19 protein-coding genes are annotated in these 25,754 nt (G+C 62.2%); 7 read left to right on the top strand and 12 right to left on the bottom strand.

Going from position 1 to position 25,754, the window contains the following annotated elements; translation table 11 throughout:
• Positions 1-65: 65 nt before the first annotated feature.
• Positions 66-989 (top strand): LysR family transcriptional regulator, encoded by a 924-nt coding sequence (locus ACSQ3E_RS06265; RefSeq protein WP_310322962.1) that lies wholly within the window; start codon positions 66-68, stop codon positions 987-989.
• Positions 990-1,049: 60 nt separating this feature from the next.
• Here ACSQ3E_RS06265 and ACSQ3E_RS06260 read toward each other — a convergent pair whose 3' ends face one another.
• From ACSQ3E_RS06260 to ACSQ3E_RS06210, 11 genes are all read right to left on the bottom strand, one after another.
• The gene (locus tag ACSQ3E_RS06260; RefSeq protein WP_436122024.1) at positions 1,050-1,532 is read right to left on the bottom strand and encodes an NUDIX domain-containing protein; all 483 of its coding nucleotides are present in this window, start codon (positions 1,530-1,532) and stop codon (positions 1,050-1,052) included.
• Between the two features lie 172 nt (positions 1,533-1,704).
• Positions 1,705-2,751, bottom strand: a complete 1,047-nt coding sequence (locus ACSQ3E_RS06255) for an XdhC family protein (protein WP_436122023.1) — start codon at positions 2,749-2,751, stop codon at positions 1,705-1,707.
• Position 2,752: 1 nt separating this feature from the next.
• Complete coding sequence (locus tag ACSQ3E_RS06250) at positions 2,753-3,337, bottom strand: UbiX family flavin prenyltransferase (protein ID WP_067964800.1); 585 nt, start codon at positions 3,335-3,337, stop codon at positions 2,753-2,755.
• Between the two features lie 3 nt (positions 3,338-3,340).
• On the bottom strand, positions 3,341-4,714 hold the full coding sequence (locus ACSQ3E_RS06245) for a UbiD family decarboxylase (protein WP_436122022.1): 1,374 nt from the start codon (positions 4,712-4,714) through the stop codon (positions 3,341-3,343).
• Positions 4,715-4,774: 60 nt separating this feature from the next.
• Positions 4,775-5,719, bottom strand: coding sequence for an amidohydrolase family protein (locus tag ACSQ3E_RS06240; RefSeq protein ID WP_310322955.1), 945 nt, complete (start codon positions 5,717-5,719; stop codon positions 4,775-4,777).
• Between the two features lie 18 nt (positions 5,720-5,737).
• Positions 5,738-6,661: an amidohydrolase family protein gene (locus tag ACSQ3E_RS06235; protein ID WP_067964806.1), complete on the bottom strand. Its 924-nt coding sequence runs from the start codon at positions 6,659-6,661 to the stop codon at positions 5,738-5,740.
• A 403-nt stretch (positions 6,662-7,064) separates the two neighbouring features.
• Positions 7,065-8,186 (bottom strand): CobW family GTP-binding protein, encoded by a 1,122-nt coding sequence (locus tag ACSQ3E_RS06230; protein ID WP_436122021.1) that lies wholly within the window; start codon positions 8,184-8,186, stop codon positions 7,065-7,067.
• Complete coding sequence (locus tag ACSQ3E_RS06225) at positions 8,183-10,489, bottom strand: xanthine dehydrogenase family protein molybdopterin-binding subunit (protein WP_436122020.1); 2,307 nt, start codon at positions 10,487-10,489, stop codon at positions 8,183-8,185. Before ACSQ3E_RS06225 ends, ACSQ3E_RS06230 begins: the two co-directional genes overlap by 4 nt.
• Positions 10,486-10,968 carry a (2Fe-2S)-binding protein gene (locus ACSQ3E_RS06220; RefSeq protein ID WP_436122019.1) on the bottom strand — a complete coding sequence of 161 codons (483 nt, stop codon included), beginning with the start codon at positions 10,966-10,968 and terminating at the stop codon, positions 10,486-10,488. Before ACSQ3E_RS06220 ends, ACSQ3E_RS06225 begins: the two co-directional genes overlap by 4 nt.
• A complete protein-coding gene (locus ACSQ3E_RS06215; RefSeq protein WP_436122018.1) occupies positions 10,965-11,828 on the bottom strand; it encodes an FAD binding domain-containing protein in 864 nt (287 codons plus the stop codon). The genes ACSQ3E_RS06220 and ACSQ3E_RS06215 overlap by 4 nt, the downstream gene beginning before the upstream one ends.
• Positions 11,829-11,921: 93 nt before the next feature.
• The gene (locus ACSQ3E_RS06210; RefSeq protein WP_436122017.1) at positions 11,922-13,316 is read right to left on the bottom strand and encodes a nucleobase:cation symporter-2 family protein; all 1,395 of its coding nucleotides are present in this window, start codon (positions 13,314-13,316) and stop codon (positions 11,922-11,924) included.
• Positions 13,317-13,478: 162 nt separating this feature from the next.
• On the opposite strand from ACSQ3E_RS06210, the gene ACSQ3E_RS06205 reads away from it, so the two are divergent.
• On the top strand, positions 13,479-14,375 hold the full coding sequence (locus ACSQ3E_RS06205; RefSeq protein WP_436122016.1) for a LysR family transcriptional regulator: 897 nt from the start codon (positions 13,479-13,481) through the stop codon (positions 14,373-14,375).
• 269 nt (positions 14,376-14,644) lie between these two features.
• On the opposite strand, the gene ACSQ3E_RS06200 is transcribed toward ACSQ3E_RS06205, so the two are convergent.
• Positions 14,645-16,123, bottom strand: a complete 1,479-nt coding sequence (locus tag ACSQ3E_RS06200; RefSeq protein WP_436122480.1) for a protein adenylyltransferase SelO — start codon at positions 16,121-16,123, stop codon at positions 14,645-14,647.
• Positions 16,124-16,842: 719 nt separating this feature from the next.
• Between ACSQ3E_RS06200 and ACSQ3E_RS06195 the strand changes: the two genes are divergently transcribed.
• The 5 genes from ACSQ3E_RS06195 to ACSQ3E_RS06175 all read left to right on the top strand — a co-directional run bounded on the left by ACSQ3E_RS06195 (position 16,843) and on the right by ACSQ3E_RS06175 (position 25,729).
• Positions 16,843-19,539 carry a LuxR C-terminal-related transcriptional regulator gene (locus ACSQ3E_RS06195; RefSeq protein WP_436122015.1) on the top strand — a complete coding sequence of 899 codons (2,697 nt, stop codon included), beginning with the start codon at positions 16,843-16,845 and terminating at the stop codon, positions 19,537-19,539.
• A gap of 137 nt (positions 19,540-19,676) precedes the next feature.
• The gene (locus ACSQ3E_RS06190; RefSeq protein ID WP_436122014.1) at positions 19,677-21,353 is read left to right on the top strand and encodes a hydantoinase B/oxoprolinase family protein; all 1,677 of its coding nucleotides are present in this window, start codon (positions 19,677-19,679) and stop codon (positions 21,351-21,353) included.
• Positions 21,350-23,404: a hydantoinase/oxoprolinase family protein gene (locus tag ACSQ3E_RS06185; RefSeq protein ID WP_436122013.1), complete on the top strand. Its 2,055-nt coding sequence runs from the start codon at positions 21,350-21,352 to the stop codon at positions 23,402-23,404. Before ACSQ3E_RS06190 ends, ACSQ3E_RS06185 begins: the two co-directional genes overlap by 4 nt.
• Before the next feature lie 3 nt (positions 23,405-23,407).
• Positions 23,408-24,502: an ABC transporter ATP-binding protein gene (locus tag ACSQ3E_RS06180; protein ID WP_436122012.1), complete on the top strand. Its 1,095-nt coding sequence runs from the start codon at positions 23,408-23,410 to the stop codon at positions 24,500-24,502.
• A 99-nt stretch (positions 24,503-24,601) separates the two neighbouring features.
• On the top strand, positions 24,602-25,729 hold the full coding sequence (locus ACSQ3E_RS06175) for an ABC transporter substrate-binding protein (RefSeq protein ID WP_436122011.1): 1,128 nt from the start codon (positions 24,602-24,604) through the stop codon (positions 25,727-25,729).
• The last annotated feature ends 25 nt before the right edge of the window (positions 25,730-25,754 follow it).

Genomic DNA, 25,754 nt, shown 5'->3' with positions numbered 1-25,754 from the left:
CGGGCTGGACAGGCATAGGGACGGCAGGATTTGATGACATTGGAGAACAGGAGGGCCGCACATCCATGAATATCACCCTGCGGCAACTCAGGGCCTTCATCGCCGTGGCCGACCTTGGCCAGTTCAATCTCGCGGCCCGGAACCTTCACCTCACGCAATCGGCCGTCAGCATAGTCATTCGAGATCTGGAATCGGAGATTGGCGTACGCCTGTTTGACCGCCACACCCGCATGGTTTCGCTCACTCTCGTGGGCCAGGAGTTCCTGCCACAAGCCCGTAAGATACTGAAAGACCTGGAACTAGCAGTTGGCGATATGCGCGACAACGCATCGTTGAAACGCGGCCAGGTGACGATCGCTGCTGCAATCGTGCTCGCAGCGACCATTGTGCCCCCTATCATTGCAGCGTTCGTGAGCATGCATCCCGAAATTCTGGTCAGCATCCGCGACATGCCCGAAGAGGCGATCAGTCCGGCGCTCAAGCGCAATGAGGTCGATATCGCCATCGGCACGCTCTCAGAAGACGATCCCGAAATCACCGCTACGCCTCTCATGCGCGACAAGCTCATGCTTGTCTGCCGCGAAGACCATCGCTTCGCCAGGCAAAAATCCGTTCGCTGGGCCGAGCTGCAGGGCGAGACACTCATCACGCTCGCCGCCACGAATCCGCTTCGCAGCATTGTCGAGCATAACCTCATCCGTGTTGTGCCCAACTTCCAGCCAAAATACGAAGTGCGCTTCTCGACCACCGCCATCAGCATGATCTCCGCCGGCATGGGCGTTGCCGTCTTGCCGGAGAATTCCAGCCAACTGGCGTCAGCAGTTCGTGTAACGACCGTGGATCTCGTCGACCCGACCGTAATGCGCAATGTCTCGCTCCTGCAACGGCGCCAGCATAGCCTGTCACCGGCAGCTGAACGTTTGAAAGCGGCCTTCGTGGCGGCGATGCGACCTGAAAACGCTGGCGCAAGCGCCCTCGGTCGCACTTAGGTGGTGCGATCCAGTCGTCGGCACCTGGCTTTCGGTGAGCCTAAGGCTGGCCTGGACCTGTCAGGACGCTCTGAACATTACGATTTCGCGACTCTCCAGCGCACAGACAGTCTCTTCGGTAACACCTTCGGGCGGTTGACCAAACCACCGCGCCTCATCCAATTGGCCAGAGGCTGTTACACGCGGTTCTCCGGAGAGTATGGAAACCGCATAAGTGATCGAAAGTGTGTGGAGGCCACTAATGTCATCAAACTGGTCATTTATGAAAACTGCCGTGACTGGCCATGTGAGGATTCCCAGATCGTCGTGAAGGCATCGAACAATCGACATGGCGCAGCTTTCTCCGCGCCCTATTTGGCGACCTGGCATCTGCCACAGACGATTGGCTGAATTCTTGGATCTGACCAGCAGGATATTGCCACGCTCATTCTTGATCAGCGCGCGAGATGTCAGTTCGATGCGATTTGAGAAGGATAGCTCTGCCCCTTGCGGACAGGCACCTTGAATGCTGCCGTTTGCTCGTGGCGTGGAAACGCTCTTCATCGGTTCGCCTTTCAAACGATTTGCTGGCACTGCATGCAGGGCAGGATAAGGAGCCGGCGACGCAAGGGAGCGTTGTGGGAGCCCCCGAATGCGTCGCCGGCCTACGCCGGACTTTGGGAACACGCTGGACAAGCTGGGAGGCCTGCGGCCAGCGAAAAGCCCGGGCGTATCGCTAGTCGACCACCGCGTTTGTGATGAGTTCACATGCGTTCATGGGGTCGAAGCACTTGTCGATCGTGTTGAGAGCAAGCGTCCGGGGGACCGTCGGGTCGGTCGGGACCTTGCCCTTCAGGTGGACCAATCTTGCCTGCGCGAGGTCGGCGACCACCGAAAGGGCAAGCGAGTTTGCGTCTGTCGCCTTGTCGAATATGCCGATAGGCGCCTTGATCCTGGCAAGCGTGGTCTCGCCGTGACCGCGTTTGCGCAAGACCTCACAGCGTTTCGCGTGGGTACGGCGGCTTCCCAGAGCGCCAATGTAGAAGACGGATGAGGCGAGCGCAGCCTCGAGCAGCGGCAATTCACGGTCGATGTCATGGAAGAGGAGCACGACCGCCGTGTCAGCGTCCAGCTGTTTCGGCGATGGAGCTTGGCCCCGCTCGATCTTCACGACTTCATAGCCGGATACTTCCGCGAGACGCGCCACCACGCCAGCCTCCAGGGGCGTGCCGGCAACAAGCATGCGCTGCTTTGGGTGGTAGACGCGCACAAATTCCTCCCCCTCCCAGCAACTCACGCCTTCGCCTGGTTCGAAGAAAAGAACCTGCCTGCCAGGGTTGTACCGGAGGCGCCCAGGAGCACGGCTGTGCAGCGCGGCAAGTATGTGGCGGAGTGCGGTGACATCTCGCAGGACGTGGATAGCCAGCGTGATGCCGCCGCCACAGGGCAGCACGATGTCGAAGAACGGCGAACCTTCGCCGAGGCGAAGCTTGCGATCGATGCCTTTCTGGAGGGCGACCACGGCGTCAGCGGCGACCGCCGCTTCGGTGCAGCCGCCGGAGACGAAACCGCAATAAAGGCCGTCATCGCGCACCGCCATCTGCGCGCCGATGGCGCGGGCAGCGCCGCCGCGGATTTCAACGAGCGTGACGAGGGCGGCGGCCTGGCCCTGTTTGAGCGCTTCGGCGGCGAATGCCAGGATGTCGATCGCATCGTCCGAGAGGAAGGCAGCGCGGGGTTCTGGCGTGAGCGTTTTCGGCTCGCTGGCAATGCGGGCGCCCATATCATTCCCCTCCCTGCGTTCCCGGCCAGCGGCGTACGATGCCGGGGTCGAGATCGAAGAGGTCGAGCACCCGGCCAACGGTGTGGTCGACCATTTCTTCAAGGCTTTGCGGCTTGGCGTAAAAGGCCGGAACGGGCGGATAGATGATGCCGCCCATTTCGGTGACCTGCGCCATGTTGCGGATATGGCCAAGATGGAGCGGCGTCTCGCGCAGCATCAAAACGAGGCGGCGGCGCTCCTTCAGCACCACGTCGGCGGCGCGGGAAAGCAGATTGTCGGTCGTACCAGTCGCAATTTCCGCCATGGTCTTCACCGAACAAGGCGCGACGATCATGCCAAGCGTCTTGTAGGAGCCGGACGAGCAGACGGCGCCGATATCCTTGTTGGAATGGGTGACTGTCGCCAGCGCCTCAAGATCCTGCTTGGTGAAATCCGCCTCGGCCGCGAGCGTGATGCAGGCGGCGCGTGACATGATCAAATGAGTCTCGATCTCGAGGTCGCGCAGCACTTCGAGGATGCGCTTGCCGTAGACCATGCCGGAAGCGCCCGAAATGCCGACGATCATGCGACTTGGCCGCGTCGTCATGGCCTATCCCACGCTTTTGAGGAGTGCGGCAGCGCGAGCCGAGGCCTCGTCGCTTATCCGGGCGCGAACGCCGTGGAAGTTCGGGCCGCGCGTCGCATCGAGCCCCATGCGCGAGGTCGTGCCGATGCCGCTCGCCGACGGGTCGAGCGCATTGCCAGGCAGGCCCTCGATGATGACGACATCCTTGTGTGGCTGGAAATGGGTGGCAAGCGCCCAGAGCACCTCGCTGTCGCGGGTGATATCCACGTCCGCATCGACCACCACGACGGTCTTGAGGTACTGGTCCCAGCCGAGCAGGCCGAGCATGACCTGCCGTGCCTCGCCCTCGCGCGTCTGATTCATCGCGATATAGGCGTGGAAATGGGTGCCCGACGACGGGTAGTGCACGGCTGTAATGGAGGGGAAACGAGCTTTCAGCTTCTCCACCACCTCCGCCTCGCGCGGCACGCGGCCAAGGTTGAGGTGTTCAGCTGAATTGCCGCCGGCGACAGAGACGAGGATCGGATCACGCCGGCGCATGATGGTTTCGACTGTGAAGAGGTTGTTGGTCGAACGGTCGGAGGAATAGCCGGTGAACTCGCCGAACGGCCCCTCCTCCACATGGGCCTCGGGATCCAGTACGCCCTCCAGCACGATCTCGGCATGTGCGGGCACACGGATGCCGTATTTCGGCGTGCGCACGACCTGCAGGGGTTCGCCCATCAGTCCGCCGGCGACATCCCGCTCGTCCTCGCCGAAGGCAAGACGGGCGGAGGCGGCGATCATGAACAGCGGATGGCCGCCGATCACCATGGCGACCGGCATTGGCTCGCCCTTCTCCTTTGCCATGTTCATCAGGCGCCAGAGATGGCCGCGCGAATGCAGCGAGGTCGCGAGCGAATTCTTCGAATGGATCATCGCGCGGTGATAGCTGAGATTGCCGGCGCCGGTTTCAGGGTGCTCGCCGATGATGATGCCGCTGGTGATGTATTTCGCACGGTCAGTGTCGAAGTGCTTCAGCATCGGCAATGCGTGCAGGTCGACGGCGTCACCAGAAATGATCTCCTCGGTGATCGGGCCGCTTTCCAACACCTCTGGCGCGAACGGCCGGTTGGAGCGGGCCTGATACGCCTCGTGCAGCTTGTCGGCGGTCGAGCCGAGCAGACGGGCGATGCGGTCACGCGAGGCAAAGATGTTGCAGACGACCTCACTGCCGATGCCGCTAACATTCTTGAGATGCAGCATCGGATGTTGGCCCTTGTCTGCCAGGTTCCAGATCAACGCGGTTGCGTCCTGGTCGTCCGAGACCGGCCCATCGATGGTGATGACGTCCTCGGGATGCTGGTCCCGGTAGTCGGCCAGGAAGCGGCGGACGTCTTGCTTGTGATGCTGGGTCATGTTCTCGGCCTCGATGCTGCGGGTGGAGAGCGGCGCCCCGGAGGGCGCCGCCCTGGTCGATCACGCGAACTCCAGATGCCTGCCGGTGGCGCGGTCGACGCCGGCGTAGGAATCCTTGAGGCGTGCCTGGGCATCCTTTACGTCGCGCGGCGGCGGGGACGGGTCGATGCCGACAAGCTTGGCGATGTTGTTGCCGAGATAGCCTTCCAGGTCGTCCTCGGAGAGGTTGATGCCGTGCGGCGGGTCCTTGCAGAGCACCTCCAGCTCGCGCAGCCACATGCCCGGATCATTCGGCGGGCTGTCCGTGCCGAAGACGATCTTGTTCTTCGGCAACTGCTGGGCGAACTCCACGATGCGCGACTGAAAGCACCAGCCGGATTCGCAGTAGACGTTCGGCGTATCCATCGCCATCCAGAAGGATTCGAACGAGTAGTTGCCGCCCGTCTGAATGCCGAAATGGCCGATGATGAAGTTGACCATCGGGAATTCACGGATGATCGGGTAGAACATCGTCGGGATCGTGTACGGGCCGTCGCCAGTGTGGATCAGCACGACCACGCCGAGCTCGGCGCACTTCTTCATCGCCGGACGCAGCCAGTCGAGCGCACGGTCGGGACGATAGCCGTGCATGTTGGCGTGCAGTTTCAGCATCTTGAAGCCGTATTCCTTGACGTGGAATTCCAGCTCCGCCGCACCGTTCTCAGGTCCCCAGCGCGGGTTGTAGTTGAAGTTGCCAATGAAGCGGTCCGGGTACGTCTGGCAAAGCTCGGCGCAATAGGCCATGTAGTCGCGAATGCCGTCGCGGCCCTTGCGGTTGCCGTCCCGGTAGCCGGTGTTGCCTGGTGGCGGCTGGATGAAGCCCATGTCGATCCGGCGCGGCTTGCCGTTGATCATGTAGGGGCCGTCCATCAGTTTCAGCATGCGCTCACCCGTGAAGGGCGAACCGGTATGACGCCATGCCTCGTCCACGAGGTTCGTCGGGTGAAGATGGGTATCGATGATCATTGTTCACTCCGTTCAGTTTTACGCGGCAAGCGCGACGCCGTGCTGGCGCAAATACGCTTCGGCTTCCTCGACGGTCGCCGGCGGCCTGGTCGGCTCGAGACCGATCATGCGGGCGGTGTTGTTGCCGAGGTAATCCTCCAACGTATCCTCATCGAGGTTGAGCCCCTGCGGCGGCTCGTGGCAGAGGACTTCCAGAAGGTTGATCCACATGCCTGGTTCGTTCGGCGGCGTATCGGAGCCGAACAGGATCTTGTGCTTGGGCAGGACCTTGGCGAACTCGACGATGCGCGACTGCAGACACCAGCCGGATTCGACGTAGACGCTCGGCGTATCGAGCGCCATTTGCATCGGCTCGAACACGTAGACACCGCCGGTCTGCACGCCGAAATGCGCGAGGATGAAATTCACTTCCGGGAACTCCCGGATGATCGGATAGAACTCGGTGGGGATTGAGTATGGACCGTCGCCGGTATGCACCTTCACCATCAGGCCGAGCTCGGCGCATTTCTTCATCGCCGGACGCAGCCAGTCGAGCGCGCGGTCAGGGCGGTAGGCATGCATATTCGCCTGCAGCTGTACCATCTTGAAATCGAACTCCTTGGCATAGCGTTCGATTTCTTCGGCGCCGTTCTGCGTGCCATAGCGCGGGTTGTAGACGAAGCAGCCAAGGAAACGGTCCGGGTGCTCCGTTACCATCTTTTCCGTATAGGCCATGTACTGGCGGATGGCGGCCTTGCCTTCCAGGTCCATGACTTCATGGGTGTAGATGGTGTTGCCTTGCGGCGGCTGGATGAAGGCTTTGTCGATCCGGCGCGGCTTGCCGTTCACATAGTACGGGCCGTCCATCATCTTCAAAAGCTTGTCGCCGGTGAACGGCGGTCCGTCGTGGCGCCAAGCCAAGTCCACCAGATCGGTGGGGTAGCAGCTTAGATCAATGATCATCCTTGTTCTCCTGTCGTAGAGGGTCCGGTCGATGCGGGGCCGCGCGATGAACCCCAGGCCGGCCAAAAGCCGGCATGGATGCGCGATCTCAGGAAATGCCGATGATGGGGAAGGATAGTCGGTGCGGATGCCGCAGGGCGGCTGCAACCGACAGGTGTTCCTTTCGCAGTGAGCATCGACATCGCGGCCTCATCGTCCAACAGACGGTGAGCAATTGTCGGCGCTTCTACTCGGCTTTGAAGAAACCATGAGGCCGACTTCATGTCAATAAGAAAGTTGCATAAGCCATTCTTTTTAAAAGACTTTTCTCAAAGAATGGCGTCGATCGCCCCCGCGTTGGAGATTGCGCGAGCGTGTTAGACAGAGGACTTTGAGCAGACGGCCTATGACGGGAGAAGTGCTGCTAGGCGGCCAGGCATGCGCGCAAGTTCCTGTCTATGCCGTCACGGTCGAGATTGCGGCCGATGAAGACGAACTTCGACTTCCGCGTGTCCTCGCCCCAGCCGTGATCCGGACGGAAATCGACCAGCTTGTGCACCGCCTGGAGCACGAAGAAGCGCTCGTCATTGGCCACCGAAACAATGCCCTTGGTACGGAAGATGTCGTCGCCGCGCTCGCCGAGATAATCCTTCAGGAAGGTGGCGAGCTTCTCGCCGTCGAAGGAGTTGGGATAAACGAAAGAGTGGGATTTCACCGTCGCATCGTGGCTGTGCGGGCGCAGGACCGATGCTCGGCCGTGGCCGTGGTCATGATGGTGCCCATGGTCATGGTCCGGATGGTCGCAGGCCGCATCGTTGCATTCGTCATGGCCATGCGCATCGTGGTCGTCGTCCATGTCGATGTCGAGGATTTCCGCCCGCTCGCGAACATAGGACGGACGGAAGCCGTTGACACCGAGGATGTTGGAAAGATCGACCACCCCGTAACTGGAACGCAGGATGGGTGCTGTCTGGTTGAGCTTGCGCAGCGACGCCTCCAGCGAGCCAAGCGCCTCTTCGCCAGCAAGGTCGATCTTGTTGACGATGATGCGGTCGGCCGCGACGATCTGGTTGACGGCCTGGTTGTCACTGCCGTCGAGCACCGGATCGTAGAGGTGCTGATCGATATGCATGGCATCGACCAGCGTGACGATAGCATCCAGTTCGACCTCGTCGGCAACGCTTCTGTCGACAAAAAAGGCGGTTGCTACGGGGGTTGGGTCCGCCAGCCCCGAAGTCTCGACGATGATGTGGTCGAACTTGTCCTTGTGGCTCAAAAGCTTCTTCATCACGTCAATGAGGTCGTTGCGCACGTCGACGAAGCAGCAGATGCAGCCGTTCTGCATCTGGAAGATTTCCTCGTCGGAGGCGAGCACCAGGTCACTGTCGACGTCGACTTCGCCGAACTCGTTCTCGATCACCGCGATGCGGTGGCCGTGGCGTTCGGTGAGGATGTAGTTGAGCAGCGTCGTCTTTCCCGATCCGAGGAAGCCGGTCAGGATCGTTATAGGGAGTTTCTGGCTCACAGGTTCGATTTGCATGTTCATGCGCCCTTCTCCCTCAAGGCTTTCAGGATGTCTTCCGGGGTGATCGGATAGTGGCGGAAACGGACGCCGATGGCGTCGTGGATGGCATTGGCGATGGCCGGGCCGATGGCGATGATCGGATCCTCGCCCACGCCCTTCGCGCCCCAGGGGCCACCCGGATCGGGTGCCGCCTCGAGAATGATCGTCTCGATATCCGGCATGTCCATTGAGAGCGGCATCTTGTAATCGACGAGACCGGCGTTGAGCGACCGACCGGTCTTCTTGTCGATGATGTAGTCTTCGGTCAGCGTGTGGCCGATGCCTTGCTGGATTCCGCCCTCGATCTGGCCCTGCGCAGCGATCGGGTGGATGACCCGGCCGACATCGTGAACGGGTATAACGCGCTTGACCTCGACAATGCCGGTTTCCGTATCGACATGCACCTCAGCGAAATGCGCGGCGAAGGAATAGGATTTCGTCGGCTCGTATGTGCCGTTCGCGACGATGTTGGCGGCGGGAATACCACGCGAAGGACCCATCGCCTGAGCGACCGTCATGCAGCGGCCTGGATCGGTGATGACGAAGACCTTGCCTTCGGAAAGATCGATCTCGGCCGGCGAGACCTGCAGCTTCATCGCTGCCCGTTCGAGCACCGCAGTGCGGACCTTGCCGGCTGCCATCTTGGCAGCAGTGCCTACGAGATAGGTCGTGTGGCTGGCAAACGCGCCGATGTCCCACGGTACTACGTCGGTATCGCCATGGATCGTGCCAACATCCTCGAAGCGCACCCCGAGTTCTTCCGCAACGATCTGTGCAAGTGCCGTGTGCGCGCCGGTGCCCAGGCCGGCGGCCCCCGTGAGCAAGGTCACAGTACCGTCCTCGTTGACCTTCACTGTGGCGTTGCCCTGTTCCTTGATGCCGGGATAGGCGGAAGAACCGTGCATTTCGCAGCCGATGCCCCAGCCCGTGCGGATGTGGGGGTGCTTGGGGTCTGGCGTGCGGTCGCGGTTGCGCAGCTTCTTCCAATCGAGCACGTCGACGCCGTGCTGGAGGCAGATTTCGAGGCCATGACCAAGGATCGGGTGGCCCGACGGTGCGATGTCGCCGGCGCGAACGACGTTCTTCAGCTTCAGCTCCGCCGGATCCATGCCTAGCCGTTCGGCCGCCTCGTCCATCTGGATATCGAGCGCATAATAGCTCTGCACCACGCCATAGCCGCGGAAGGCACCGTTGATCGGCGTGTTGGTGTAGACGCAGCGCCCTTCCAGCCGCACGTTCTCGCAGCGATAGAGAGAGGTGGCAGCCGTCGTGCCGACTATGGTGACGCCCGGACCATGCGAGCCATATGCGCCAGAATCGTAGACCAGCTTCATGTCACGCGCGACGAGCGTGCCGTCGTTCTTGAAACCCTGCTTCAGCCAGATCTTGCAGGGGTGGCGCGAGCGGCCGGCAACGAAGGTCTCGTGACGGGTGAACTCCATCTTCACCGGCCGGCGCGTTTCTTTCGCAAGCTGCGCGCACAAGAATTCGTGCTGGAACAGATCCTGCTTTGCCCCGAAACCGCCGCCCATATGGTCGACGAGCACGCGCACCTTGGTGAGCGGCAGACCGAGCACCTCGGCAAGGATACCGCGCACCATGAAAGAGGTTTGGGTAGAGGTCCAGAAGGTGAGCTTGTTCGAGCCGTCCCAGTCTGCAATGCAGACATTCGGCTCCATATAGGCCGGATGTGGCCGCCCGCCGGAAAAGATACCTTCGAGCACGAAATCCGCCTGGGCAAAAGCGGCGTCCACATCGCCGCGATTAATGCGCACCGGATCGAGAACCAAGTTGCCGCCAGGGCCGACCTCGTGAATGAGCGGCGCACCCGGCTGGGCAGCATCTTCCGGCTCGAAGACGGCGGGCAAGGGCTCATATTCGACTTCGATCAGGTCGAGCGCCTCGTCGGCGATCTCCTCGCTGACGGCCGCGACGGCGGCGACGCCCTCGCCCCAGAAGCGTACCCTGTCATCGAGGATGTACTGGTCCTTGGTGCAGGAGGCCGAGCGTGGATGCGGAGAGCCGTAGTGCAGCACGCGCGGCACATTCTCATGGGTCAGCACAGCCTTGACGCCGGGATAAGCAAGCGCCTTGCTGACATCGATGCTCTTGATGCGGGCATGCGCGATTGCTGCGCGCTTGATCTTGCCATGCAGCATGCCCGACAGTTTGACGTCGCCGGTGTACTCGGCCTCGCCCGTCACCTTTTCGAGCACGTCGTCGCGGCGAACGCTCTTGCCGACGATCTTGAAATCGCGCTGTTCGATAGGGGTCGTCACGTTCATTGTCTTGCGGCCTCCATCTCGATCGCGGCGGATTTGATCGCGTCGAAAATCTTGGTGTATCCGGTGCAGCGGCAGATATTGCCGCTTAGGCCGAAGCGGATGTCCTCGTCCGACGGGGTCGGATTGTCGTCGAGCAGCTTCTTGGCCATCATCAGGATGCCCGGCGTGCAGAAGCCGCATTGCGAGGCGCCGTGGCGCATGAACGCATCCTGCAATGGGTGCAGCGTGTCGACGCCTGGTTGAAGCCCCTCGATCGTCTCGACCGAGCGGCCTTCGGCTTCCACAGCTAGCATCAGGCAGGCATTGACCGGCTCGCCATCAACAATGACGGTGCAGGCACCGCAATCGCCGACATCGCAGCCCTTTTTGGTCCCGGTGAGGCCGACGTCGTCGCGCAGCGCATCGAGCAGCGATCGGCAAGTATCCACCGTCATGTCGCGCGGCTCGCCATTGATGGTGAGTTCGACGATCCGTTTCATGCGAAAGCCTCCAATGCCTGTTTGATGGCGCGGCCGGTTAGCACGCCAACCATGTCGCGGCGGTAATCGGCGCTGGCGCGCACGTTGCTGATCGGCGCGCACTCTTCCATCGCCCTGTTGGCGGCGCTTTTGACTATTGCCGCGTCGAGTGAAGTGCCGCGCAACATGGCCTCGGCTTCGGGTGCACGCAGCACGGTTGCGCCGACCGCGCCAAGCGCGATGCGGATGTCATTGCAGAGACCGTTTTCCATGGTGAGGCTGACGGCGACGCCGACGGTGGAGAGTTCCATTGCCTTGCGGCGGCCGTGCTTGAGATAAGCCTTGCCGGAGTTGTCGCTGGCGGGCGGCACGGTGATGCCGGTGACGATCTCGCCCTTTGCCAACACCGTCTTGCCGGGGCCGGTGAAGAATTCGGCAAGTGGCACGACGCGCATGTTGGTGCGGCTGTAGATGTGGATGAACGCGCCGTCGGCAATCAGCGGTGGGATCGTATCGGCTGACGGCGAGGCACGACAGACATTGCCCACCACAGTTGCACGGTTGCGCACCTGGATGGAGCCGAGCGAGGCGAAGGCCGCATACAGGTTCGGGTAGCGCTGGCGCACCAGTGCCAGGCGCTCCAGGCGGCCCACGGTCACCAGCGCGCCGAAAGTCAGGCCGCGCGTTTCGTCATAGGTGATGTCGGACAGGCCAGGGATCTGCTTGATGTCGACGACGTTGCGCACGCGGCGCAGCCGTTCGCGGATTTCGACCAGGAGGTCTGTACCACCGTTGAACAAAAAGGTGTCGTCACCGAGATCGGTGAGAAGACGGGAGGCCTGCTCCAGCGTGTCCGCCCGATGGTATTCAAAGCGCCTCATGGCATTCCTCTTGGATTCTGGCCGCTTGGCCTCTTGCCTGCGCGGCTCGGGGCTCCGGCGGCGCGCAAGCCGCCGGACTAATGTTTGTGCTGTTCAGGCGAGGTCGGCAGCTGGCGTATGGTTCTGCAGTTCGCTGTCCTCAGGCTCTTTCGCGGGCACGCCGTTGAAGAGGATGTTGAGGAGTGCTGCCGCGAAGGTGCCAACGAGCACGCCGCTGTGTAAGAACTTTTCAACTGCTGACGGCAGTTGGGCGAAGATGTTGTCGGCCACAACCGGCACCATGGCGAGACCGACGCTGACCGCGACGATGTAGAGGTTGCGACGGTTGGCGACGAAATCCACTCTCGCCAGGATCTTCACACCCGTCGCCGAGACCATGCCGAACATGACGATGGCGGCACCGCCCACGACGTAGCTTGGGATCGACGCGCTGATGAAGGCAACCTTCGGCAGCGAACCGAGCAGGATCAGGATGACGCCGCCCGCCGCGACCACGAAGCGGCTCAAGACGCCGGTGATCTGGAGCAGGCCGACATTTTGCGCATAGGTCGTATAGGTGAAGGTGTTGAGCAGGCCACCGATGATGTTACCCACACCGTCGGTTCTGAGGCCGCGGGTGAGTTCGGCCTGGGTGATCTTGCGCCCGGCCATGTCGCCGACAGCCAGGAATTGCCCGGTCGATTCAATCATCATGACCGTCATGACCGCGCAGAGAGAAAGGATCGACCAGAATTCAAAGACCGGCCAGCCGAAGGCAAGCGGGTGGATGATGCGCACCCAGCCGGCGTCGGCGACGCCATGGAAATCAACCTTGCCGGATGCGATCGCGATGGCAAAGCCGATGCCGATGCCCATCAGCACCGCAAGGTTGGAAAGAAAGCCTTTGAGAACCCGTGTGAGCAGCAGGATCGACAGCAGCACGATGGCTGCGACGGCGAGCGCAAAGGGTGCGCCATAGGCGGGGTTCGGGATCATGCCTTCCGGCCCACGGATCATCGGCTGGCCACCAGCGGCCCAATTCACGCCGACGCGCATCAACGAAAGGCCTATGACCAGCATAACAGTGCCAGTGACGACCGGCGGAAAGAACCGCACCCACCTCCCGAAAAAGGGAGCGGCGATGATAGTGAAGACACCAGAGCCGATGACCGCGCCAATGACGCCGGGCATACCAAGGTCCGGATTGTTGCCCGTCGCGATGATCGACGGAACGGCGGTGAACGAGATGCCCATCATGATCGGCAGCCGGATGCCGACGTGGCGACCGAAACCGAGCGCTTGGATCAGGGTGACGATGCCGCAGCAGAACAGATCCGCGCTGACCAGCATCGCGATTTGATCCTTGGGCAAATGCAGCGCGCTGCCAACGATGAGCGGCACGGCGACAGCGCCGGCATACATGACGAGAACGTGTTGCAGGCCTAGAGCGAAAAGGCTCGGGAACGGGTACTTCTTCTCGACGGGATCCGTCGTTACAAGATTGGACATTCGCTATCCTCCCAGCGAATAGTGTTCCGGCGCGGTGGGGGGCATCTTGGCCTCATGTTTTTACACCGCACGCCGTACAAGGGGGATCATGCGGCTGGCCAAATCAGCAAACAATCGGCATAATCATATTTATTCATCTAACAACTGAATGAATGGATCAGCATGGACATCACGCTGAAACAGCTTCGCGCCTTCGTTACCGTGGCAAATCTCGGGCAGTTCACGCTGGCCGCCGACAAACTCGGCTCGTCGCAATCAGCCGTCAGCACGCTGGTCCGGCAACTGGAGCAAAATCTCAGTCTTCGTCTCTTTGACCGGCACACCCGCCTGCTGCGCCTCACGCAGGCGGGCATGGACATCCTGCCGATCGCAGCTCGCGCCGTTGCCGATATCGAGGGCATGGTGGAGAGCTCGCGGGAACTGACCGCGCTGCGGCGCGGCAAAGTCACGATGGCTGCCGGCACGGTTCAGGCTGCCCTGATGCTACCACAGCTCGTCAACGCCTTCACCAAGCTCTACAGCGAGATTACGGTCGAGCTGCACGATGTCGCTGAGAAAACCGTGCTGGAGCAGGTCGCCAACGGTTTGGTGGACCTTGGACTTGGCACAGTACCGGAAGACGATTCGGAACTCGTTGGCACACGGCTCTCCACCGATGAGTTCTTAGTGGTGCTCCATGCCGAGGACCCATTGGTGAAACGTCCCGAACTGCGCTGGACCGACCTTGCCGACTGCAGGTTGATCGGCCCGCAGCGCGGCAACCCGATCCGTGACCGGCTGGAAAACGAACTGGCGCGCAACGGCATCGTTCTGCCACTGGACAAGTCGATGCAAGAAGTGGCACTGCCACTTACGATCATAGGCATGGTTGAAGGCGGCCTCGGCGTCGCTATCATGACCTCGGCCGTAACGCGCCTTGCGACCTCCATGGGCCTCGTCGTCCGCACACCGACCGAGCCGCACATCAAACGCGAGGTCAGCCTGATCCAGAAGCGGACGCGTTCCCTTTCGCCGGCCGCACGGTGCTTCCGCGATTTTCTGCTGAAGTCAGTTCATTGACCCGCGACCAGTCCGGCGCTGATGACTGCAAACTGGCGGTGGGGGCGTTGTCCGAGTGTGGATGTCTGCAAAGGGCCGACAGCAGACAGTCCGGTTTTGAGCCCCTGATGTGGGATAGCTGCCGGCAAAAAACGTGTCGATTCCAGAGACGGCTTCCGCCTCACAGACAGCAATAGCTGTCATTCCCCACACTCATTCTCGCCGAACCATGCATGGTAAAACGATCAGACAGCAACCCATCTCATTCGGCACCTGTAGCGTAGTCGCAATTACGTACCGCAGAATGTCTGCAGGACGCGCTCTTCGTCTGCTGGTGGCCGCGCGTATTCCTCCATCTCGGGCTGCTCGTCGAACGGGCGCGCCAAGACGGCGAGCAAGCTCTGGAAAGGGCCAAAATCGCCTTCGTCGGTGGCGGCGGCGATGGCAGCTTCGACACGGTGATTGCGTGCTATGTACTTCGGGTTCACCGTGCGCATGCGAGCAGTGCGGTCGGCTGCAGTCTCCGGCTCGCGAGCCAGCCGTTCACGCCAGCGCAAGGCCCAGCCATCGAAAGCAGTAGGGTCGATGAAGTGGTTGCGCACGCGGCCGGCGCCGTCGACCTCATCAGCGAGATCGCGAAATGTGAGGGTGAAATCCGCCCCGTTGCGCGCCATCAGGTCAAGCAGTTCGGCAGCAAGGTCAAGGTCGCCTGGCTGTTCGGCAAACAGTCCGATCTTGTGGCGGATGCCTTCATGAAACGCAGCCTCGTAGCGTGCCTGGAACGATCCGATTATCGCTTTCGCCTGCTCAAAGCCTTCATCGTCTCCGCCTGCTTTGCTTCCCAGAATGGGCAGCAGCGCTTCGGCCAGTCGCGCCAGGTTCCAGACGGTGATGCGGGGCTGGTTTGCAAACGCGTAGCGGCCTTGATGGTCGATGGAACTGAACACAGTCGCCGGATGATAGGCGTCCATGAACGCACATGGACCATAATCGATCGTCTCGCCAGAAATGGCGACGTTGTCGGTGTTGAGGACGCCATGGATAAAGCCGACCAGCATCCACTGCGCCACCAGCTTCGCCTGCGCTGCTACAACGGCATTGAGGAACCCAAGGTAGCGACGGGGGATTTCGGCGAGATGCGGATAGTGCCGCGCAATTGCGTAGTCCGCCAACGCCCTCAGGCCGTCGATGTCTTCCCGTACGGCAAGGTACTGGAACGTGCCGACGCGGATGTGGCTGGCGGCGACGCGCGCTATCAGCGCTCCGGGAAGCCTGGTCTCGCGGTAGACGTGCTCGCCAGTGGCAACCAGCGATAGGGTTCGCGTGGTTGGGATGCCGAGTGCGTGCATCGCCTCGCTGACGACGTACTCGCGCATCATCGGTCCGAGCGCAGCGCGCCCATCGCCATTGCGGGAAAACCGGGTCGGACCGGAGCCCTTCAATTGAACGTCGCGCAATTGGCCGCTGGTATCGAGCAACTCTCCGATGAGGACGGCACGACCGTCGCCAAGCTGCGGCACGAAGTTGCCGAACTGGTGACCCGCATAGGCCTGGGCGATGGGGCGCACGTCAGCGGGGAAGCGGTTCCCGGCCAGCATTTCGATACCGTCAGGACTACGCAACCAGCCGATGTCGAGGCCTAGTTCCGTCGCCAGTGTTTCATTCAGTTCAAGCAGACGCGGTGTCGAAACCGAGGATGGATCCGGATGGGCGTAAAGCCGTTCGGGGAGGTCGGCGGCATAAGTGTGTTGGAACCGGGGACTGCGCATGACATCTCGGGGCTTGTTCAGGTTACCAGCTAAATAGGATGCCGCGGGTCGCGGACCAACAATTTGAGAGGGGCTGTTGGGTCGCAACTGATATTGGACTTCCAGCCAGGAAGCTGCTGTCAGTTGTCGCCGTAGCGCCATTCCATATCCAGAAGGAAGCGAGCGACCGAGGGTCTGATGGGTACTCTTGACGTAGTCCTCGTTCTGAGTCCCCTAGCTGCCTCGAATTGCTGCAAGGACCTACCGCCGCGCGACGCGCAAACCCAGACTGCCCAAGTGTTAAGACTGCGACCCGGGCGCATTCGCCTGACCGAGTACCGCTTCCGCAGCGTCGAGCGCGGCTGTTGCCAACCTCGCCAACGGCCTTCTCTACTGCGTCCTTCGATGTGCCAGGCTTGCCGGCGGATTGACGTCTGCTTTTGGCGGCTTGCAGCAGATGTCCGAGCGAGGCGTTCTTCGACGAACCGGCCTTCCTCGAGAGCGGCCACATCGTCATGAGTTCGGGTGTAGAGGCTCTTAGGTTCACAGGATCGGATGACTGACGAAGCTCGTTGGCAAGTCGGGGGCCGATAGCTGACTGGCAGCTTTGCTCTCTATAGCCCGCAACCACGCCCGCTATCTCGAATTCTATTCGCATCCGATGCCCGCCCGGCGGCCTCAAGGTATACATACTCGCGCGGCTCATGATATCGGCATGTCGATCGATCCTGGATGACAGAATGGTGGCACCCAAGCGCATCTCTGAAGGCGACGCAGATGCACGCATGGCGCAGGTCAGGCGCGTCCGGACGCTGAGGCTGCTCGACGATGCCGGCGACCGGCGCCTGACACTGGTCATAGCGCCTGCCGGTTTCGGCAAGTCCTCGTTAATGAACCAGCGCTACGAGGACCTGCGCAAGCAAGGCCACCAGGCAGCCTGGGCCGCGCTTGATGGCGACGATCGCGACGGCACCCATTTCCTCCTCGGACTGCTTGGAGTTCTCACCGCAGCACACGTCTTTCCCGCTGCGGCCCAGGACTATTCCAGCCTGTCGCCGCAGCATGCTCTGGGCGTCATCCTGACCCAGTTGCAGCGGCTGCGCCGCCCCCTATACCTGTTCCTTGACGATTATCATTTCGCCCAGAGTGACGAAAACGATGCGACGCTGGCGCGCCTCCTGTTTTCGCCACAGGCACGAAACCTCAGGCTGCTGATCATCTCGAGATCCGAGCCGAGGCTGGCGATCTCGGCAATGCAGCTGAATGGCCAGCTCACTTATCTCAAGGCCGCCGACCTGCGCTTCTCGGCCGGAGAGGCCCAGAACCTGCTCGCCATGGCCGGGGTCAAGCTCGACAAGTCGCAAATCGAGGCGCTGGTCCAGAAAACCGAGGGCTGGGCCGTGGCACTGCAGCTGGCGCGCGTGCTGCTGCGCGACGGAGCCGTGACAGACAGGGACCTGCTGGAATTCAGCGGCACCCAGCTCGATATGGCGCGCTACCTGTCCGAACAGGTGTTTTCGTCGCTCTCGGTCACAATGCAATCGGCGCTGGTCAGCGTTGCGGCCCTGCCCTATTTCAGCGCCGAGCTCGCGAGCGCTGTCGTCAGTCCTTCGGCCGCCGCCGAACTGACCTCCGATATCGCCTTCGGCGGCCTGCCGATAGAGGCATTCGACGAAGGACACAAGCAGTTCAAGCTGCATGCGGTGTTCCAAGAATACCTGATGCAGGAAGCCCTCGCGCGCGGGCTGGACATCAACCAGATCAGGCGCGATGCCGCACACTGGTACGCGGCGCGGCGCGACTGGGCGAGTGCCATTCGCCACGCCTTGCACGCGCAAGACTTCCGCCTTGCCGGGGAATTTTCCGAGAATGCCGGGGGATGGCGGCAGGTCTATGCCGGCGCCCGCGGCCTGCTGCAGCAGTTTCATGCACTGGCAGCGGTTCTGCCCGAGCCGGAAGCCTCAAAGTTCCCACGCAGCTTTCTCGGACTGGCCGTCGCTGCTGCCAAGGGTGGCAACCTGGCGCTGGCAACTCACTATTTCGAGCTGGTCAATCGGACCATCGACCGCTCCGACAACGTCCTGGTCAATGAGGTCCGGCTGATCGGTGCGCTCATGGCATTGTACCTGGACGATCGTATCGAAGCCCTCGACCTGTCGCTGCTCGAGCGCGATCTGACCTTGCTTGAGCTGGCGGAACCTGTGCAGCGCGCGCTGACCTACAATCTCTTGTGCTTCCAGTATCTGGAGCGCAGCGAGTTCGAGCGCGCCGAACGCCACGGCAACCTGGCGATCCAGTCCTTTACCCAGGCAGGAGCGCTTTTCGGGGCGATGCACCTCTACGCCCATGTCGGGCAGGCTCAGTTCTTTCGCGGCGACATGGAGGGCGCAAGTGCTGCCTATGAGCGCCTGGCCCGCGACGCCCAGAACGCCATCGGCAAGGGTTGCGACCTCGACGCGATCGCCCAGGTCCTGCTGGCCGAGACGCTGTCGGAGCGCGGTCTTCACGATGGCGCCGAACGCATCCTCGAATGGTCGCTGCCGCATCTGGAGAAGAACGACTGCTGGTTCGACCTGCTGGCCGCAGCCTATCTGTCCCGCATTCGCGCAAGAATGGTCAAGAGCGATTTCGACGGTGTGGACGCCGTGCTCGAACAGGCAAGGCGCACCGCACAGCGCCGCGGCTTTCCCCGCCTGCAAAGGCTCGCGGCACGCGAGCAGATGCGCTCGATCATCCACTTCGGCGACATCGAGGGCGCCAAGCGTTTCGCCGACCGTTTTGATCTCGGGCCGGAAACGGCGTTCGACATCGAGCGCAACCGACTTTCATTCCGGCTGCGCGGCGAGGTGCCCGCAACGCTGTGGGTACGGGTCTGGATACAGGAAGGCCAGGTGGAGCGCGCGCTCGATATGCTGCAGCGGCTCGAGATTGCCCAGGAGCGCCCCTTCAGCGTGCCGCGAAGGCTGAGGATGCGCCTGCTGGCCGTACTGGCCGGCATGAAGACCGGCAAGGCCGAACGCACCGCTGCCGTGCTCGATGAAATCCTGCTGACCTTGCCCAGCGCGACCTATCGCGCGGCCTTTTTCGAGGAGGGTCCCGACATGCTCGCCCTGCTGCGTCGGCGCGCGCAGGAGGCAGGCCCCGACAGCCTGATCGCCCGGCGCGTCGGCCAGATCCTTGCGCCGGCAGATGCGTCCGCTCCAGGTTCGGCCGAACCGGCGGAGGATGCCTCGAGCGCACCGCATATGCTTACCCAGCAGGAACTGAAGGTCGTTTCGTTGATTTGCGGTGGATTCTCCAACAAGGAGATCGCCAAGCACATGGATGTCAGTGAGAACACGGTGAAGTTTCACATCCGCAATGTCTTCGCGAAGCTCAAGGTCCACTCGCGCACCTCGGCCATCTCGGTCGCGCGAGAGCTAGGACTATTAGCCTAGCCGTCATTTTGGGCGGGCACCCAATCGGCCTGCCCACCCGATCGGTCGGGTATGCAAGCCCCCTCCCCGGTGCAACCTTCCGCATGGGCAGCAGATAAACACGCTGCAAGTCATGAAGGTGCGGAATGGAGCAGCAGGTGCGAACCGTCGATCCCGTGACCCAGGAGATCATCCAGGGCAAGCTACTGTCGACGGTCGACGAGATGGGCATCGTGATGGCGCGGACCAGCATGAGCCCCGTCATCTACGAGGTTCTGGATTTCGCCTGCGGCATCTGCACCCGCGACTGCGATCTCATCGCGCAGACAAACGGCATCACGCTGTTCACCGGCACCTTCGCCACCCAAGTACGCAGCCTGGTCGAGAGGTTCGCCGACGACATGGCTCCGGGCGACGTACTGGTCACCAACGACCCCTATGCCGGAGGTACGCATTCCTGCGATCTGGCGATCATGCGCCCGATCTTTGCCGAAGGCCGCATCATCGCATTCGCCATCAATGTCGCTCACTGGCTGGATGTCGGCGGTGCGGTGCCCGGCAGCCTGCCTCCGGACGCCAATTCGGTCTACCAGGAAGGCCTTCGCCTGCCCTGCGTCCGCATTGCCCGCAATGACAAGCTTTTGCCCGACATGGTCCGCATCATCAGCGAGAATGTCCGTCTCCCGGAAGTCGCGCTTGGCGACCTCAACGCACAGTTCGCCACCGTGCGCATCGCCGAGCGCCGCATCCTGGAGATGGTCGAAAAATACGGTGCGGACACGATCCAGGACGCGTTCGATCACCTTCTCGACGTCAGCGAGCGGCGCAGCAAGGAGGTCATCGCGGCACTGCCGGACGGCCTCTACGAGGCAACCGACATCATCGATGGCGATGGCATCACCACCACCCCCATCGAAGTGAAGGTCGCCATCCGGATCGAGGGTGGCCGCATGGAGGTCGATTTCACCGGCTGCCCACCGGCCGCGGCAGGACCGATCAACTGCGCGCGCGGGGCGCTCAGCTCGGCTGTGAAGACCATCTTCAAGGCGCTTGTGGCGCCGCAGGAGCCATCCAACGAAGGATGGTTCCGGCCGCTTTCGGTGATCGCTCCCGACGGAACGGTCTTCACTGCGCAGAAACCCTCGCCGACAGGCTGGTACTACGAGGGCTCCGTCCATGCCTCGGAGCTGGTGTGGAAGGCGCTCGCGCCGCTGCTGCCGGAACGTTTCTCGGCCGGCTCCTACTCGAGCCTCTGCGTGACATACATCAATGGCCGGACCGCCGACGGCGAAGAGTTCATCCACATCGAGCCGCAGCATGGCGGCTGGGGTGGCGCGCCCGGCCGCGACGGGGCCAGCGCGGTGATCGCCCTGACCGACGGCGACACCTACAATTATTCGGTGGAACTGATCGAAGCCAAGTTCCCACTCCGCGTCCGGCGCTACGCGCTCAATGTCGAAGACGGAGCCGGCGCAGGTCAGTGGCGCGGCGGCTTCGGGGTCGTGCGCGAATACGAGATCCTGTCCGGCGAGGCCGACATCCACAGCGGCTTCGGTCGCTCGAAGACACCGCCCTGGGGCATGGATGGCGGCGGCGCCGGCAGTCTCAACCGGCTCGACATAGTCGATACGGCAGACACCACCTCCTATGGCCGCCTGTCTCACCGCCGCGTGGTCAAGGGCGATGTGCTGCGCATCGCCACCGGCGGCGGCGGCGGCTGGGGCGATCCGGCTAAGAGAAGCAAGGACGCGATCGAAGAAGACATCCGCGCCGGCTACATCAGCGCGGAACGGGCGGCATCGGACTACAACCACCGGGGCATGACGGCGAAATGATCAGACTTGCAACCGATGTCGGCGGCACCTTCACCGATCTCGTCGGCTATGACGAGAAATCGGGCAAGGTGTTCACCTCAAAGAGCCTGACCACTCCCCAGGACCAGTCGATCGGCGTGCTAGACGTGATCGACCGTGCCGAGAGCGCCAGCGGCCTGGACACCGACAAGGTCCGGTTCTTTGCCCATGGCGGAACGACGGTCATCAACGCGATCACCGAACGCAAGGGCGTCAGGACCGCGCTCGTGACCACTGAAGGGTTCCGCGACGTGCTCGAGATCGGCCGAGGCAACCGCCCCGACCTCTACAATCTCCAGTTCCATAGTCCCGAGCCGTTCATTCCCAGGAAGCTGCGGGCAGAGGTCCGCGAACGCGTCGGCGCGGATGGAAGGGTCATCGAACCGCTCAACGAAGACGATGTTCGCGAGGCTGCGCGCCTGTTCGTCAAGGAGGGAGTCGAGGCCGTAGCGGTCATCTTCCTGCACAGCTACGCTCATCCCGAACACGAGAAGCGCTGCGCAGCACTGCTGCGCGAGCTCATGCCCGATGTCACCGTCTGCGCCAGCCACGAAATTTCGCGTCAATGGCGCGAATACGAGCGCACCAACACGGTTGCCCTCAACGCCTATGTACAGCCGATCATCCAGCGCTATTTCGCCAATCTCGAAAAGGCGCTTGCCGCCAAGGGCGTGTATTCGGCCTATTATGCGATGCTGTCGAATGGCGGGGTCGCGACGTTCTCGCAAGCCGTCGCCAGTCCGCTGACGCTTGTCGAATCCGGCCCTTCGGGCGGTGCAGCAGGTGCGGCAAGGATCGGCGCGATCCTTGGCGAAAAGGACGTTCTCTATCTCGACGTCGGCGGTACGACGGCAAAGTGCACGCTCATCCGCGACGGCAAGCCCAATCTCGACGCCGAATACAAGCTGGAATGGGCCCGCACGTTCCCCGGCTATCCGGTGCAGGTGCCGGTGGTCGACATCGTCGAGATCGGCTCGGGCGGAGGCTCGATCGCCTGGATCGACGCTGCCGGCGGCCTGCGGGTGGGACCGAAAAGTGCCGGGTCCTCGCCCGGACCGGCCTGCTATGGACTGGGCGGAACCGAGCCGACGGTCACCGACGCAAAGGTGGCAATCGGACTGCTCAATCCTGCCGCGTTCGCTGAAGGCGCCATGACCCTCGATGTCGAACTCGCGCGCCAGGCCATCACCAGGCTGGCCGGACCGCTTGGCCTGTCCGTCGACGGCGCAGCCCAGGCCATCATCGACGTCGCCGAATCCAACATGATCAACGCCCTGAAACTGGTCACCGTTCAGCGCGGTCACGATCCACGCGACCTTGCGCTGATCGTCAGCGGCGGCGCCGGGCCGATGCTGGGCGCCCGTCTCGGCCGCGAACTCAACGCCAAGTCGATCATCATCCCACCGCATTCGGGCATCTTCTCGGCCTGGGGCATGCTGGCTGCGCATCCGCGCGCGGACATTCGCAAGACGTGGTTCTCGCCACTCGTCCCATCCTCGCTCGGCGAACTGGCCAGGCTGTTCGCCGACATGGAAGGCGAGGCGCTGTCCTATTTCGAGCTCGACGACAAGGAAGGCGTCGCCTTCAGCTATGGGGTCGAGATGCGCTATCACGGGCAGGAGCACAGCGTGTCGGCGCGGTTCTCGCCGTCGATGCAACTCGCCGATTTCGCCGAGGCCTTCCATCTTGCGCACGAAACCGCCTACTCGTTCCGCCTGCCCGATGCACGCATCGAGGTGACGAACTTGCATCTGCAGGCCGAGATCGCCGGCAATGTCATCGACTGCCCGCCCATCGACAATGACGGCCGCACAGTCGCCAGGGCGCGCAAGGGCGAACGCAACGTCTACTTCGGCAACGATGGCGGCTGGAAATTGTGCGCTGTCTATGATCGTAACGGTCTGCCCTGCGGCGAGCGTCTGAGCGGCCCTCTGCTTGTCGAGGAGCCGACCACGACAACGCTCGTTCATGCGGGGCAGGTCCTGGAGGTCACTGACCGGGGCATCATGGTAATCACCGAAGAGGTCCGCTAGCCCATGGCCATCTCGATTGGAATTGACGACGTCACCCGGACCTTTGGCACAGTCAAGGCCCTGGAACGCGTGGGTCTCAAGATCGAGGCCGGCGAATTCTTCACATTGCTCGGCTCTTCGGGCTCGGGAAAAAGCACGCTGCTGAAACTGATAGGCGGCTTTGATCGCCCCACCACCGGGCGCGTCCTGTTCGATGGCCAGGACGTCACCGATATGCCGGCAAACCGACGTCCGTCGAACACCGTTTTCCAGGATCTCGCCCTGTTTCCTCACATGACCGTAGGCGACAACGTCGCCTACGGCTTGAAGGTGAAGGGTATGGCCGCCCCCGAACGCAAGAAGCGCGTGGACAGCACGCTTGCGCTGGTCGATCTGGCTGGATTTGCCGAGCGCAATGTCAATCTTCTGTCCGGCGGGCAGCGGCAGCGTGTAGCGCTCGCGCGCGCACTCGTCATGGAGCCGGGCATCCTTCTTCTCGACGAACCCCTGACCGGGCTCGACGAAAGGCTGCGCCAGCAGATGCGCGACGAGTTCGGCAGGCTGCACCAGCGGACCGGGTCGACCTTCGTGTTGGTCACCCACAATCAGGACGAAGCGCTGAGCCTCAGCGACCGCATGGCCATCATGCACAAGGGCAGGATCGAGCAGGTGGGACGGCCGGCCGAATTCTTCGCCAATCCGGCAAATGATTTTGTGGCACGCTTCGTTGGCATGGAACGCGTCCTCAAGCCCGAAAGGCTGGAACGCAGCGGCGATGACACGGTCGCCGTCATAGCCGGCGAGCGATTGGTCCTGCCGGGCGCTCGCGACGTTGGGGAAACGGGACTCCTGGCGGTTCGTCCCGACCGAATTTCGCTCGCGAACGGACATGCAGCGCCCGGGAGCTCACTTGCAGCGACCGTGGCCGGGCGTCAGTTTCGCGGCCGGTTCTTCGACTTCTATCTCGAACTTGGCGATGGCCAGAAGCTCGACGCCGAGATTCCGGTCGAGTTCGCCGACGCCTGGCCCGAAATGGGCAATCCAGTGCGACTCGAGTTCGCGGGCGGCGCCCTGGTGCCCGTGCCCGCATCGGGAACTGCGGCCAACCGTGACACCTGATCATCTGATCATCTGATCATCTGAAGAAATCTCATAAAAAGAAGGGGTAACACGATGACAAATCACAACAATCCTTTGAGTGGAGCGATGGCGAGCAACATGAGCCGGCGCCACCTGCTCAAGACCATAGGGGCCGGCGGTGCCGCACTCGCAGCCGGAACCATGTTTCGGCCGATGGCGGCGATGGCTGCGGGAGATCTGGCCTTCTGGGCAACCGGCACGCTCGACATCGGCGATGCCTGGTCGCGGGCAGCCGACGATGCGGGCCTGAACATCGCCTTCACCGACAATGGCAACGACCCTGGCCCGGCCGTTGCCCGACTGGTCGCCGGCAACGCAAACGACCTCTACGACATAGGCGGCCTGCAGGGCGGCGCCGAGAAGGAACTCGCGGTCCAGGGAGCCATCGTTCCGTGGGACCTGTCGAAGATCCCCAACTACGAGAGCGTCTGGCAGTGGGCGAAGGACATTCCCTACCTGCACCATGACGGAAAGCAGTATGGCCTGCCGGCCGTCATCAACGCCGACTCGATCATCTATCGCCCAGACAAGCTGGGCAAGGTCGACAGCTACGGCGTCATCTTCGATCCGAAGCTGAAGGGCCAGGTGGCGATGGAGGACGCCTGGATCAACAGCGCGGTCTTTGCGGCCATGTATCTGAAGGAATCGGAAAACCAGAAGATCGGCAATCCGGGCAACCTGACCGCGGACGAGCTTGGCCTGGTGATGGAGTTCCTCATCAAGCACAAGCGGGACGGCCAGTTCCGCACTTTCTGGAGCGGCTGGGAACAGGGCGTGCAGCTTATCGGCGACGGCGAAGTGCTGGCGATGACGGGGTGGGAGCCCATCGTCTACGAAGGCCGCAAACGCGGCCTGCAGGTCGAGTATGCAGCGCCCGTCGAAGGCTACGAAGGCTGGGGCAACAACCTGGTGCTGCTGAAGGGTGCGATCGACCGCGGCTTTGGCGATGACGCCCACAAGCTCGCCAACTGGCTGCTCGACGGCTTCTATGGCTGTACGCTCGGCGAACAGCGCGGCTATGTGGTCCCCAGCGACCGCAATCTTGCCTATGCCGAGGCGAATGCAGGCCAATTCGACCCGACCAAGGTCAAGTCGCTGGCCGAGCACGTCAAGGCCAAGTTCGGCGGCAAGGTCGCCTGGCAGAACACCCGGCCCGACAATTTCCAGCTCTACGAAGAATGGTGGCAGAAACTGCGTAACGCCTGATTGCGACCAACAGCGGCGGGAGCGA

It is taken from the genome of Aminobacter sp. LjRoot7, from assembly GCF_964252895.1.
GTDB lineage: Bacteria > Pseudomonadota > Alphaproteobacteria > Rhizobiales > Rhizobiaceae > Aminobacter > Aminobacter aminovorans_B.
This window is presented reverse-complemented; position numbering and strand designations above follow the sequence as displayed.

Excerpts from the sequence above, each read along its gene's own strand:
- ACSQ3E_RS06180 (WP_436122012.1), top strand. The coding sequence starts at position 23,408 with ATGGCCATCTCGATTGGAATTGACGACGTCACCCGGACCTTTGGCACA.
- ACSQ3E_RS06245 (WP_436122022.1), bottom strand. The coding sequence starts at position 4,714 with ATGACCCAGCATCACAAGCAAGACGTCCGCCGCTTCCTGGCCGACTAC.
- ACSQ3E_RS06175 (WP_436122011.1), top strand. The coding sequence starts at position 24,602 with ATGAGCCGGCGCCACCTGCTCAAGACCATAGGGGCCGGCGGTGCCGCA.
- ACSQ3E_RS06265 (WP_310322962.1), top strand. The coding sequence starts at position 66 with ATGAATATCACCCTGCGGCAACTCAGGGCCTTCATCGCCGTGGCCGAC.
- ACSQ3E_RS06240 (WP_310322955.1), bottom strand. The coding sequence starts at position 5,719 with ATGATCATCGATACCCATCTTCACCCGACGAACCTCGTGGACGAGGCA.
- ACSQ3E_RS06250 (WP_067964800.1), bottom strand. The coding sequence starts at position 3,337 with ATGACGACGCGGCCAAGTCGCATGATCGTCGGCATTTCGGGCGCTTCC.
- ACSQ3E_RS06195 (WP_436122015.1), top strand. The coding sequence starts at position 16,843 with ATGGTGGCACCCAAGCGCATCTCTGAAGGCGACGCAGATGCACGCATG.
- ACSQ3E_RS06220 (WP_436122019.1), bottom strand. The coding sequence starts at position 10,968 with ATGAAACGGATCGTCGAACTCACCATCAATGGCGAGCCGCGCGACATG.
- ACSQ3E_RS06235 (WP_067964806.1), bottom strand. The coding sequence starts at position 6,661 with ATGATCATTGATCTAAGCTGCTACCCCACCGATCTGGTGGACTTGGCT.
- ACSQ3E_RS06230 (WP_436122021.1), bottom strand. The coding sequence starts at position 8,186 with ATGAACATGCAAATCGAACCTGTGAGCCAGAAACTCCCTATAACGATC.
- ACSQ3E_RS06185 (WP_436122013.1), top strand. The coding sequence starts at position 21,350 with ATGATCAGACTTGCAACCGATGTCGGCGGCACCTTCACCGATCTCGTC.
- ACSQ3E_RS06210 (WP_436122017.1), bottom strand. The coding sequence starts at position 13,316 with ATGTCCAATCTTGTAACGACGGATCCCGTCGAGAAGAAGTACCCGTTC.
- ACSQ3E_RS06225 (WP_436122020.1), bottom strand. The coding sequence starts at position 10,489 with ATGAACGTGACGACCCCTATCGAACAGCGCGATTTCAAGATCGTCGGC.
- ACSQ3E_RS06260 (WP_436122024.1), bottom strand. The coding sequence starts at position 1,532 with ATGAAGAGCGTTTCCACGCCACGAGCAAACGGCAGCATTCAAGGTGCC.
- ACSQ3E_RS06205 (WP_436122016.1), top strand. The coding sequence starts at position 13,479 with ATGGACATCACGCTGAAACAGCTTCGCGCCTTCGTTACCGTGGCAAAT.
- ACSQ3E_RS06255 (WP_436122023.1), bottom strand. The coding sequence starts at position 2,751 with ATGGGCGCCCGCATTGCCAGCGAGCCGAAAACGCTCACGCCAGAACCC.
- ACSQ3E_RS06215 (WP_436122018.1), bottom strand. The coding sequence starts at position 11,828 with ATGAGGCGCTTTGAATACCATCGGGCGGACACGCTGGAGCAGGCCTCC.
- ACSQ3E_RS06200 (WP_436122480.1), bottom strand. The coding sequence starts at position 16,123 with ATGCGCAGTCCCCGGTTCCAACACACTTATGCCGCCGACCTCCCCGAA.